The following is an 11,804-nucleotide window of genomic DNA, read 5'->3' as shown; positions in this document are numbered from 1 at the left end:
GGCGATCGGAACGCGGAGACCGGATCGAATGCGGACGAGACGAGAGCGGGGAAACCGGGACTACGACTGGGGCTTGTCGTCCTGTCGTTCGACCGGTTCCTCGACCCTTCGACCGGGCCGGGCCGTGCTTTCGGAAACGATCCGCAGGAACAGATCTTCCATCGTCGTGGTCGGTCGCCCGACGCTCTGCACCTGACCGCCGTGGCGGGCGATCACCGCGCGAATTTCCGCTTCAGCCGCAGGCGGAAGATCCTGGGCCGTGATCTGCGTGGCGTTCGACCGCTCGAGCAGCGAACTGACGCGGCCCAGCTCGCGCAGCTCGCCCTGGTGCAGGATCGCGATCCGGTCGCAGACGTCCTGCACGTCGTTCAGTTGGTGGCTGCACATGATGATCGTTTTGCCCTGGTCGCGGAGATTCAGGATGATGTCCTTCATCTCGCGCGTCCCCATCGGGTCGAGACCCGACGTCGGCTCGTCCAGCAGAATCAGGTCCGGATCGTTGATCAGCGCCTGCGCCAGGCCCACGCGGCGGGTCATGCCCTTCGAATACTCGCGAAGCTGACGACGCCGGGCGCGCTGCAGGTTGACCAGGTCGAGCAGGCTGTCGATCCGCTCCTTGCGGACCTTCGCCGGCATGTCGAACAGCCGTCCGTAGAAGTCCAGCGTCTGCTCGGCGCTGAGGAACTTGTAGAGGTACGACTCTTCGGGCAGGTAGCCGATCCGCTCGTTCTTCTTGACGTCCGACGCGTCCCGATCGAAGACCAGGGCGCGACCCGACGTGGGGAAGAGCAGGCCGAGCAGCAGCTTGACCGTGGTCGACTTGCCCGAGCCGTTGGGACCGAGCAGGCCGAAGATTTCGCCCTTGTAGATTTTCAGGTCGAGCCCCTTGAGCGCGGCGACCTTCACGCGACCCCAGAAGTCACGATAGATCTTCGTCAGACCGCGGGTTTCGACGATGATTTCGTCGGTGGGCGCTGCGACGGGGGAATTAGCGGGGCGCTCCTGCGTTTCGACTGACATCGAGAGTAGGCTCTAGCGGAGGAATGCAGGGACAGACGAACGGCTCGAACGAACCGACCTGAGCGAGCGGCGACGGGAAGCCCGAAAAATGAAAAGGCTGCCCGAGCGATGCCTCGCCCAGGGAATGGCCGAACCAGCGGCTCGGTCGAGGGATAAGGCCGTACCGCCATTCTACGAACGGCCAGCCGTCCCAGGTACGAGCCTGGGGTGATTCTTCATGAAACTCCCGGTGAAAACGCCGATTCTTCGGATCGTGCGGACCGCTTCGGCGCCGGAATTCGCAGGACTCTTACGCGGTGGGGAAAAGCGCCCCACCGGCGAGAAGGCTGTCCGTCACGCTCCGCCGCGCGGGGCCGACGAGGCCGTAAAATAACCGGCCGAGCTCGGCCCCGGCTGCCGACTCGCTCTCGATCCGTTCCGGTTCTCGACCGCGCCCTCGATCCATGTCCAGCGTTTCGGCGACCATCAACGACTACGCCCAGGCGCTGGAGTATCTCCACCGACGGATCGACTACGAGAAGATCCCGATCTCGCTTTCGAGCAATTCGGAGTTTCGGCTCGACCGGATGAGCGCGCTCCTCGCGCCGCTCGGGGATCCGCATACGAAGTGGCCGGCGGTACACGTCGCCGGAACCAAGGGGAAGGGCTCGACCGCGACGATGATCGCGTCGATCCTGACCGCCGCCGGTCTTCGCACCGGGCTCTACACGTCCCCCCATCTGCTGCGGCTGGAGGAACGCTTCGCCGTCGACGGAGTTCCCTGCACGGCTGCGGACGTAATCGATCTCGCCCGGCGGACCGCTGCCGCGGAGGAAGTCGCCCGCGACGCCGACGGCTCGCCGCTGCAGGCGACGTTCTTCGAGGCGACGACGGCGATGGCGATGGCTCACTTCGCCGATCGCGAGGTCGACCTCGCCGTGCTGGAAGTCGGACTGGGGGGACGCCTCGATTCGACGAACGTATGCCAGCCGGCAGTCTGCGTCATTTCGTCGATCGGCTTCGATCACATGAAGCAGCTCGGCTACGATCTAGGGTCGATCGCGCGCGAGAAAGCCGGCATCCTCAAGCCGGGCGTCCCGGCGGTCGTCGGCGTGACCGACCCGGAACCGCTCTCCGCCATTCGCGAGGTCGCCGAGCATCGCGGAACCGAAATCTTCGCCGTCGAGACCGACTTCGGACTCGTCGATCGCGACGAACCGGGCGCCTTCGATTACGTCGACCGGTTCGACGGCACGCCGTTCCGACTCGAGCGCCTGATCGTTCACCTGCCAGGCGCTCACCAGAAACGAAACGGCGCGCTCGCGGTCGCGGCCGTCCGCATGCTCCGGCGCTCGTTCCCGGACATCGACGAATCGGCCATTCGCGCGGGCCTCGCCGGCGCCTTCTGTCGGGCGCGGATCGAGCGGGCGTGCGAGCGACCGCTGACGTACGTCGACGCTGCGCATACGGTCGAAAGCGTCTCGGCGCTGCTGGAGACGCTCGACGCGGAGCTTCGCGATCGGCCGCTGGTGACGATCTTCGCCGCCAGCCGGGACAAGCCCTGGCGGGCGATGCTGGACCGGCTCGCCCCCCGCTGCCGGACGCTGATCCTCACGAAGTACGTGGAGAACCCGCGCGCGGCGGAGCCCGAAGAGATGGCGGACTACCTCGCCTCGGACGAGTTCGCCGGCGGAGCGTCAGGAACCACGATCGTGACGCGAACTCCTGCCGAGGCCTGGGAGAAGTACCTCGCCGCGACCGATCCGCAGACGCTCGGCTGCGTCGTCGGGTCTTTTTTTCTGGCCGCCGAAACGCTTCCGCTGATCGACGCGAGTTGCGGGAAATCGTGATCGACGCCCGTAAGATTCGCTCGTCCTCGTTGCCGCTGGGACTTCGTCTCGCTCGCTTCAAGCGCTTCGTCCACTCGCTTCAGGGACTGTCGTTGCGTGCGGGGATTAGAATACTGATCCTGACGACTCCCCCGGGGCGGCTCCTGTCACGGGGCCGCGCCTTCGCTTCTTTCCAGACGATTCGATCATGCTCGCTTCCCGCACGATTGCTCTGCTGACGTTCGCGGTCGTCGCCCTTCAGGCCGGCTCCGCCTTCGCCCAGACGACGGAAATCGAGAAGCTGTTCCAGTCGCTCGAAGGCGACGAGGTTCAGCCGCAGGCGGCGATGCGGGAGTTCCTCGATACGACGCCGCTGAAGAACATCGACGCCGAGTCGTTCAATACGATTTCGTCCAACCTGCAGGTGATGAAGTCGAAGATCGGCGACGTGCTCGACTCGGAACTGGTTCAGACCAAGCAGGTCGGCAGCAGCGTCACGATCTACAAGTACCTGCTGAAGGGATCGAACTCGGTCTCCGTCTGGACGTTCATCTACTACCGCCCCCCCACGTCCAACGGCGCGGGGAGCGCCGCGCAGCTCCTGCACGTCGCGTTTCAGACCGACGTTCTGGCGCTCGACGATATCGTGCCGACCGAAGAGTAACCGACGCGCGCCATCGTCCGCGCAGCCTGCGAACGCGACTTCGGACGTCGGCGTCGTTTATACTGGCGCCTTCGATGCAGGCGCGGGCGCCTGCACGCGGTCAAGGAATCTCCGCCTCGAAGTCACCGAAGCGGAGAAACGCGCAGGCGACGCTCTTCTATGCCGAATCCGGACCGTTCGGCGATCCCGGCCATCTCCCTCACGGACGAGATTCGCGAAGAACTTGCTCAGTGCGAGGAGGCGCTCGGCGTCCGCTTTCGCGACCCCGCGCTGCTCCGGCGGGCGCTGATGCATGCGTCCGGCGCTGACCATCGGCTCGGTTCGAACGAGCGGCTGGAGTTCCTGGGCGACTCGATCCTGAACTTCGTCGTTTGCGAACGGCTGTTTCGCGAGTATCCCCACCTCCGCGAAGGCGATCTGACGAAGATCAAATCCGCCGTCGTCAGTCGCAGCGCCTGTGCCCAGGTCGCGGAGGGGCTCCGCATCGCCCGATTTCTGGTAGTGGGCAAGGGGATGAAGGGAGTCGCCGCGCTGCCGTCGTCCCTGCTGGCGGACGTTTTGGAATCGCTGATCGCGGCGATCTACCTCGATCAGGGGCTGGAGGCGGCCCAGGCCTTTCTCCATCCCTTGCTCTCCCCCATCATCGAGGAGGCGACCGACGTCGAGGGGGGCGGCAACTACAAGTCGCTGCTGCAACAGAAATCGCAGCGGGACTTCGCCGCGATGCCGCGGTACGTCGTCATCGAGGAGACGGGTCCCGATCATGCGAAACGCTTTCGCATCGCGGTCGAAATCGGCGATCGAACGTTTCCCCCCGCATGGGGACGCAACAAGAAGGAAGCCGAGCAACTCGCCGCCAAGGAAGCGCTCGAAGGCCTCGGATCCGATTCGAATTGACGTCCGGGGCGAGCGGAGGGCGTCAGCCCTCCGTGTCCTGAGCTGTTCGTCGTGCTCAAGATGCACGGGGGGCTGACGCCCCCGCTCGCCAGACGCCTGTCGCGCTCGTCTCCAGCCGCGTCGCGTCCTCGCCAGTCAACGGCTGATCCGGTAGACTCGGGGTTTCGATCGACTGCGTATTCCGACGGGATTCGATAGATGACGACAACGGGGCTAGGCGTTTGTCCGGGCGGCACGGGCGAGAAAATCCGCTCGTGCAAATGCTGCCGGGACATCGCCGCCGATATCGAGAAGGTGCAGCGGGCCATCGAGGGCGAGCAACGCCTGGCGGCCAAGAACATGCTCGCCTCGCTGCTCAAGAAGCACCCGGACCGCCCGTCGCTGCTCGCGATGAACGCCCGGGCGCTGCTCGACCTGCGCGACATGGAGGGCGCCGCGGAATCGTCGGACCGGTTTCTGGAGGTTCATCCGCAGAACGCCGTCGCCGTCGCCCAGGGTTCTCTGATCGCGGCGATTCGTCGCGACTTCGACCGTGCGGAAGAATTGCTGCAGCGGGGCCTCGCGCTCGCGGGCGATACGGTTCCGTACGAGCTGTTCGTGGCCGCGAACGCGCTCGCGATTCACTTCGTTTCCGAAGAGAACTACCTCGCGGCGATCGTCCACCTGCTGCTGCAGTGCTCGCTCTTTCCCGAAGGAGCCGAGCGTCCGCAGGAGATCCTGCAGACGATCCGTCGCGATCCGGACGTCTCGCTCATGCTCCGGCAGCAGACGCTCTTTTCGAAGCGTCCCGCCGATGCCGCGTGGGGCAAGACGTTCGACGCCGCGCTCTTCTACGCCGCCCGCGGTCGCTGGCTGGAGGCGCTCCAGATCATGGAGGGTCTGCGGCAACAGAACCCGGGCGAGCCTTCGATCGTTCGCAATCAGGCCATCCTGCGGGCCATGCTGGGGCGTCGCGTCGAAGCCCGCGACGGCTTCCGCGAATTCGCCTCGCTGCCCGGCGTCGACGAGCATGACGCGATCGAAGCGGAGGCGATGGCCTTCGCGATCGGCCCCTTCGCCGATTACGTCGAACAGGTCGAACTGACCTACGACGTCGAAGAACTACAGTCGCTGCTGGACAAGATTCCGGGCGACGAACGGATCAGCCCCTTCGCGCCCGAGCGCGGCGAAGACGACGCGATCCCGCCCAAGGCCGCGTTCGGCTTCCTCGATCGCCAGCCGCCGACGGAGACGGATTCGATCTCGCTCGACGCGCTGCCGCGTTCGCTGGGGAGCGCCTTGCTGTTCGGACGCCAGACGGACCGTCCGCCGCAGGTCGTCATCAGCGCCGGCAGCGACGCCGCAGCGCAGCAGATCGTCACGCTGATCAACGAGCGCACGGGCGGCGCCCTCTCGGGTCAGCCCACGCGCGAAGTCCTGGGCACCGTCGCTCGCGTCAGCGAAGCGATGCATGAACGCTACGCGCTTTCGGGCGATCTCGACTACAAGAAGCGTGCGGAACTCCGCGATTCGTCGTGGGACGCGGCCCTGCTCGAACGTCTGCCCGCGACGACGCTGGCGGAACTGGGCGGCAAGACCGTGGCCGAGGCGGCGAAGGATCCGGCGCTCGCCAAGCGCGTGCAGGGTCTGATCCTGTGGGTCGAATCGTCGGCCGCGCATCCCCGCGACATCGCGACCTGCGACCGGCTGCGGGAACAGCTCGGGCTGTCCGTGCCGACGACGCTTCCGGCGGAAGGCCTCGACCTGACGCGGCTCTGCCCCGTGTACTATCCGCGACTCCCGTACGCACAGCTTTCCGATCAGGAAATCGTCGAGCTGTACGAGCACGTCCAGGCGCTCGGCGGCGGCCCGGCTTCGATCGAACTGGCTCGCGCGATGTCGCAGCGTCCCAGCCTCGACGACGTTCCGGCGAAGACGCACGCCCTGACGCGCGCCGCGCTGACGATGATCGAGTCGGAGGAGGCGGATCAGTTCCTCGCGCAGGCGAAGGAAATCGGCCTGAAGCGCGGCGTGAAGGAAGGGATCTGGCTGTTGCAGGAGGCGCAGCTCGCGCTCGCCCGCGGCGACGAAGCGACGGTCTCCCGGATCTTCGAAGAGGTCGAAGCCCGGCATCTGAGCGACCCGCAGGTCGCCGCGATGTACCAGAACCTGCTTCAGGCGTTGCTCTATCGCATGGCGTCTCAGGACCCGGCGCGGTTCGAGCAGGCCATGCAAGGGATGCAGGGCATGGCTGGCGCCGGAGCGCTGGGCGCCGCGGCGGAAGCTGCGGCTCCCTCGGCCAGCGGTCTCTGGACGCCGGATCAGGGCAAGCCCGCCGCCGCCGAGAAGTCCTCCGGATCGGGGCTCTGGCTGCCGGGCATGGACTGATCTTCCGAAGCTCCCTGGCGCCGCCGATCGATGACCGATGCCGACTGGATGCGGATCGCGCTGCAGGCTGCCGCCCGCAGCGTGGGATACGTCGAGCCGAATCCGCCGGTCGGATGCGTGCTGGTGAAGGGCGGGCGACTGCTCGTCGTGGGACGCCATCGAAAGTTCGGCGGCGATCATGCCGAGGTCGACGCGCTGCGGCAGGCGGGATCTGCCGCGGCCGGCGCCACGGCCTACGTCACGCTCGAACCCTGTCGCCACTTCGGCAAGACGCCTCCCTGCACGCGGGCGCTGATCGAGGCTCGCGTCGCGAGGGTCGTCGTCGCGCTGACGGATCCCTTCCCGCAAGTCGCCGGCGGCGGCATTCGCGAACTGCGCGAAGCCGGCATCGAAGTCGAGACCGGCGTGCTGGAACGGGAAGCGGCCTCGCTGCTCGCGCCCTATCTCAAGCGCCTCCGCACGGGTCGCCCTTGGGTCCATGCCAAGTGGGCGGCGACATGGGACGGTCGCATCGCCTCGCCTTCCGGCGACTCCAAGTGGATCACGTCCGAGGCCTCGCGCGCCCGGGTGCATGAACTGCGCGGACGGATGGACGCGATCGTCGTCGGCATCGGAACGGTGCGAGCGGACGATCCGCAACTGACGGTGCGACCGCCGGGGCCGCGAACGCCCGTTCGGGTCGTCCTGGATTCGGACCTTCGCACCCCGGGCGAATCGATCCTGGCGCGAACGGCGCGGCAAACTCCGACGCTGATCGCTTGCGGCCCAACCTATCAGCCGTCGGACCGACCCGATCTGACGGCGCACGGAGTCGAGATCGTTCCGTTCGACGCACCGCCGGGCGAACCCCGGGTCAAAGCGCTGCTCGACGAACTCGGTCGCCGCGGAATGACGAACGTGTTCGTCGAAGGCGGCGCTCGTACTTTCGGTTCTTTCTTCGGCGCCGGCGAGATCGACGAGGTCCACGCGTTCTTCGCGCCGAAGTTGATCGGCGCTCGGTGGGCGTTCAGCCCGATCATGGGCGATTTGCATCGCACGATGGCCGACGCCGTCTCGCTTGAAGACGTCCGCGTCGAGACGATCGGCGACGACGTTTATCTGAACGGTCGCGTCGCGAAGAAGTCGACGTAGGCGACATCGCCAATCGACGCGACTCGCTCAGGCCGTCGTCAGCGGCGGAGCGGCAGGATCGCCGGCTGAGGGACGTTACCGAACGAGTTGGCGATGCTCGCTTCGCGCGCGATCGGACCGCCGATCGACGGGTCGAGCGGTTCGTTCGCCTTCGCGGAGACCGTCTTCCACGTCACGATTCCCAGGTAATCGTCGAGGCGCGTCACGTCTTCAGGCAGGCAGTCGACGAGGATGTACCCCCGAACCTCGGCGGGGAACCAGATCCCGTCACCGCAGTCGAGAAAGTCGGTCGCGACGAGCACGTTTCCTACATCGACGGGCGTCCGCTTCGCGGGCGCTTTGACCCTTCTCAGTCCGCCGTCCTTCGCCAACTGGTCGACTCGCTGGACCAGACAGCCTTTGTCGAGGTTGAGCGTTACGCAGACGAAGCTGCCCGCTTCGGGCGAGCCTGCTGCGACGGGACGCAGGGCCTTGAGCGATCGCAATCGGTCGCCGCTGGATGCGGTCGCCTCCTCTTCGAGCGACGTGGGCCACTCGGTCACGAGTTCGCGCAGCGTCATCTCGCCGCCCAGTTCGTGAGCGAACTGCCGCATCCACTGCTGACTCCTCATCGCCAACCAGCGGCGAACGTAGGATTCGTCGAACGACTCGCGCTCGTAGTCCCCGCCGATCTCGCGGGTGAAACTTCGGGACTCGTTGCCGATGGCGCTCAACTCCTCGACGCGAACGACCTCGGCGCCGCCCGGTCCCAGGGCGTCCTGTTCGGCGACTAGCCGCTCGAATCCCTCGCCGCGGACCCACCGACCGGCGAAGGTCTTGGACGGAGCGGAAATCGGTATGCTCGCCGTCGTTTCATACTCGACGTCGAGCGTCTCGATCTTCGCCCACGTCGCTTCATGCTCGGCGACGAGCTTCTGGATTTCGGGCGGCAGAACCTTCGACGGCTCTTCGCCTCGAACGAAGCAGGCGAACGTAAGTCCGGAGAGGACGAACCAGACGCAGCAGGCCAGCGGTCGCATCGATCCGACTCCGCAAAGGGAGAGAGCAGGGCGTCACGCCGCGGCGCGATGCGAGTCCTCGACGGCAGGCTTGCTCGTCGAGACGTACTTCGCGGGGGGAGCGAACTTCCAGCGTTTGTGCAGCCACCAGTACTGGCCGGGGCAGCGGAGGATCATTCGCGAGAGGCGGTCGTTGTACCAGGCAGTCAGTTCCTTGACGCCGCGAACGCCCTCGGGCAGCGCCGCGGGGTCGGCGACGTCTTCCAGATCGATCGAGAACTCCAGCGGCTTCCCCAGGCGCCGCGTCCCGGAGACCATCATCGGAGCGCCGCCCGTCAGGGTGAACACGGCGAGCGCCTTGTGGCACGACGACGGCTGGCCGAGAAAATCGACCCAGCAGCCTTTCGGGCCCGCGCTCTGATCGCCGAGCAGGGCGAGCAGTTCCCCCCGTTCCAGCAGGCCGTCGACGATCGCCGCGCTGCCGTCTTTGGAAAGGATGAACTGGCCCTTCGCCTCGCGGACCTTCGTCACGTAACGATGCAGGAACGGATTATCGAGATCGCGGGCGATGGCGTACGACCGAAAGCCCATCACGCCCAGGAACAGGCTGGCGAACTCGAAGTTGCCGAAGTGTCCGGAAACGATCAGCCTTGGCCGGTCGTCGAGCAGCCAGCGAACGAGTTCGGCTTTTCGCGGATTGCGGACGTGCTCCCGCCAGTTGGTATCGTGGACCTTGCGCTGGGACTGGACGATCTCGCAGCCCATCAGCAGCAGATGGCGCCACATCTCCCACGTCAGCTGCCGCCGCTCGGCGACGGTCGCCTGGGGCAGCACGCGGCGAAGGTTTTCGTCGACCGTCTTTCGCCGGATCGGAACGACGTACGTGAGGAACGTGGCGAGGGCGCCTGCGACGCTCTCGCACGTATCGAGCGGCAGGATCTCGGCAGCGCAGCGCAGCGTGCGGACGGCGACGTAAACCGCCGCGTCGACGCACGTTCGCAGCGCCTGTCTGATTCTCGCCCCGCCTCGCATCGGTCCCCCGCGGCCGAAGGTTCGCTCCTGACGTCGCGAACGTACTCGATCGTCGAAGAGCGAGGAAAGGTCAATCGCGGACGCCAAGGTCCGTTCCGCGGTCGCTCTGCGGCGTCGAACTTCCCGTGTGCCATGGCTGGCTTGTCCAGCCGTGCTGCCTGCCGACGATGCCCGCGCGCACGAGAGCGTCTCGAGATCGACCAGAGAAGGTCCGAACCGGTTCGATCGGATAGCCGCTCCTTGACTTCCGGCACGCGGCTGGACAAGCCAGCCATGGGACACAGATCAACTCAAGCGTTGGACTTTTCCTCGGTTTGTACGAAAAAGGCCGACGTCGGCTGGCGGGGGCGCGCGGTCGTCGTGGGCCAGTCGAGGGTCGAGTATCTAGAATTTCGACCGCGACGCCTGGGCCGGCGATTATCCCCGCCAAAGGAACGATACGCGCTGTCCACCTGAGAAGGCGACACTTTTCTTTCAGCGCGACTTCCTCAGCCGTTCTATCAAAGAGCCGATTCCGAGCGCGGCGAACAGGTAGACGACCGGCAGGATCGGCGCCCGCATCCGGACATCGGTCCAATAGACGGCATGCACGGCGACGAAGGCGAACGTCATCAGCAGCGCCGGCGCGAAGTCGGCGGAGGCCAGACGCTTCCGCATAGCGAACAGTCCGATCGCGGCCAGCAGGTAGGCGGCGACGTACCAGCTTCCGATCGCGAACCGCAGGATCGACGAGCGCACGCCGCCCTCGGCGCCGACGCTCGCCGGCACGGGCGCCCAGAAGCGACCGAGTCGATAGAGGGAGCATTCGGCGAACGCGACGGGATGCGCGGCGATCCACTCCCGCACCGTCCGTTGCAGCCGGCGGTCTTCTTCGAGTTCGGACTCCGGTCCCGCGGCGATTCGATCTTCGGCGAGATCGGCCTGCAATCGTTCGGCGGTCCAGATCGGCGCCCGTTCGGGATCCTTCAGCCAGCGGTAAAAGTCGTCGTTGTTCCCCAGCAGCGCCGTGTAACCGCCATGAGTCGTCGCGGCGACCGGGGCGCCGAGGACGATCTGATTCCGTAGCGTCCAGCCGCCGACCAGCGCCGCGATCGGAATCGCGAAGCCGAGCAGGGCCAGCATCCGCGGAATGACGGAACGAGGCTGGAGCGGTTCGCCCGAGCTTCTCGCATTCCGCAAAGCGACGACGAGGAGATACCCCGCCCAGAGCCCGGCCACCGGCAGGAACGCCGGCCGCGCCAGGCAGGCGAGGCCCAGCATAAGGCCGCCGAGCGCCAAGGTACCGGGTCGCTCTCGTTTCATGCCCCAGGCCAGGGCCGCGATCGCCCAGACGGCGAGAAACGTGGCTAGCGTTTCCGTCATCGGCTGGGCCGACTGATGGAGCAGGATCGGATCGACCGCGACGCCGAGCGCGGCCAGGCGACCGGCTCGCGCGGAATCGACGACGCTTCCCCACGCGAAGGCGCCCAGAACGGTACCCAGTCCCAGCAGCACGTGCAGCGCCGCGATCTGACGAGGATCGATCCGTCCGTCGAGGGTCGTCGCGGCGAGCAAGGCCGGATAGGCCGGGGGCCGGAAGGCGGTCGGTCGCGGCTCGCCGATCTCGCCGGGATTGCCGGTCGCATCGGCATCGCCGGAATCATCGAGCAGGCCGTAGGTTCCGCTCTGCCGCCAGCTTTCGGCCAGCGCCACGTAAGCGTCAGGATCGGTCGACAGCCCGGGCCAAAGCGCCAGCACGGCCCCCACGCGAATCCCGGCAACCGCGATCCAGAAGCAGATCGTCGCAGCGAGGGCTCGAAAGGCTGGCGAAGTCTTGTTCAATTTTGCCTGAGGGTCGGCCGCGCCTTCGAGCCGGCGGACTTTCGAACGGTCGACACGGGCGCCGTA

The 11,804-nt window shown here is 66.5% G+C and carries 9 protein-coding genes; 5 read left to right on the top strand and 4 right to left on the bottom strand.

All coding sequences use genetic code 11. The annotated features are described in order from the left end of the window. Positions 1–60 precede the first annotated feature (60 nt). Positions 61–1,020, bottom strand: coding sequence for an ABC transporter ATP-binding protein (locus SH602x_RS03585; RefSeq protein ID WP_479475504.1), 960 nt, complete (start codon positions 1,018–1,020; stop codon positions 61–63). Between the two features lie 443 nt (positions 1,021–1,463). Between SH602x_RS03585 and SH602x_RS03580 the strand changes: the two genes are divergently transcribed. The 5 genes from SH602x_RS03580 (at position 1,464) to ribD (ending at position 7,887) form a co-directional block, all read left to right on the top strand. Beyond that, entirely contained in the window at positions 1,464–2,849 is a 1,386-nt protein-coding gene (locus SH602x_RS03580) for a bifunctional folylpolyglutamate synthase/dihydrofolate synthase (protein WP_479475503.1), read from the top strand. Between the two features lie 187 nt (positions 2,850–3,036). Then, entirely contained in the window at positions 3,037–3,492 is a 456-nt protein-coding gene (locus tag SH602x_RS03575) for a hypothetical protein (RefSeq protein WP_479475502.1), read from the top strand. Positions 3,493–3,651: 159 nt separating this feature from the next. After that, positions 3,652–4,389, top strand: coding sequence for a ribonuclease III (gene rnc / locus SH602x_RS03570; protein ID WP_479469839.1), 738 nt, complete (start codon positions 3,652–3,654; stop codon positions 4,387–4,389). Positions 4,390–4,587: 198 nt separating this feature from the next. After that, complete coding sequence (locus SH602x_RS03565; protein ID WP_479475501.1) at positions 4,588–6,756, top strand: tetratricopeptide repeat protein; 2,169 nt, start codon at positions 4,588–4,590, stop codon at positions 6,754–6,756. Positions 6,757–6,786: 30 nt separating this feature from the next. Then, positions 6,787–7,887 (top strand): bifunctional diaminohydroxyphosphoribosylaminopyrimidine deaminase/5-amino-6-(5-phosphoribosylamino)uracil reductase RibD, encoded by a 1,101-nt coding sequence (ribD, locus tag SH602x_RS03560; RefSeq protein WP_479475500.1) that lies wholly within the window; start codon positions 6,787–6,789, stop codon positions 7,885–7,887. A 38-nt stretch (positions 7,888–7,925) separates the two neighbouring features. Here the strand turns inward: ribD and SH602x_RS03555 are convergent, their stop codons facing one another. The 3 genes from SH602x_RS03555 to SH602x_RS03545 form a co-directional block, all read right to left on the bottom strand. Further along, positions 7,926–8,906 (bottom strand): hypothetical protein, encoded by a 981-nt coding sequence (locus tag SH602x_RS03555; RefSeq protein ID WP_479475499.1) that lies wholly within the window; start codon positions 8,904–8,906, stop codon positions 7,926–7,928. A gap of 33 nt (positions 8,907–8,939) precedes the next feature. Further along, positions 8,940–9,917, bottom strand: a complete 978-nt coding sequence (locus SH602x_RS03550) for a lysophospholipid acyltransferase family protein (RefSeq protein ID WP_479475498.1) — start codon at positions 9,915–9,917, stop codon at positions 8,940–8,942. Between the two features lie 474 nt (positions 9,918–10,391). Next, positions 10,392–11,738, bottom strand: a complete 1,347-nt coding sequence (locus SH602x_RS03545) for a hypothetical protein (RefSeq protein WP_479475497.1) — start codon at positions 11,736–11,738, stop codon at positions 10,392–10,394. Positions 11,739–11,804 lie beyond the last annotated feature (66 nt).

Source organism: Lignipirellula cremea, assembly GCF_056501455.1.
The sequence above is the reverse complement of the archived record's forward strand: the minus strand, read 5'-3'. Positions and strand labels throughout refer to the sequence as shown.

Bases quoted from the DNA above. Each gene is read 5' to 3' on its own strand.
- SH602x_RS03550 (WP_479475498.1), bottom strand. From the start codon at position 9,917: ATGCGAGGCGGGGCGAGAATCAGACAGGCGCTGCGAACGTGCGTCGAC.
- SH602x_RS03565 (WP_479475501.1), top strand. From the start codon at position 4,588: ATGACGACAACGGGGCTAGGCGTTTGTCCGGGCGGCACGGGCGAGAAA.
- SH602x_RS03555 (WP_479475499.1), bottom strand. From the start codon at position 8,906: ATGCGACCGCTGGCCTGCTGCGTCTGGTTCGTCCTCTCCGGACTTACG.
- SH602x_RS03585 (WP_479475504.1), bottom strand. From the start codon at position 1,020: ATGTCAGTCGAAACGCAGGAGCGCCCCGCTAATTCCCCCGTCGCAGCG.
- SH602x_RS03580 (WP_479475503.1), top strand. From the start codon at position 1,464: ATGTCCAGCGTTTCGGCGACCATCAACGACTACGCCCAGGCGCTGGAG.
- rnc (WP_479469839.1), top strand. From the start codon at position 3,652: ATGCCGAATCCGGACCGTTCGGCGATCCCGGCCATCTCCCTCACGGAC.
- ribD (WP_479475500.1), top strand. From the start codon at position 6,787: ATGACCGATGCCGACTGGATGCGGATCGCGCTGCAGGCTGCCGCCCGC.
- SH602x_RS03575 (WP_479475502.1), top strand. From the start codon at position 3,037: ATGCTCGCTTCCCGCACGATTGCTCTGCTGACGTTCGCGGTCGTCGCC.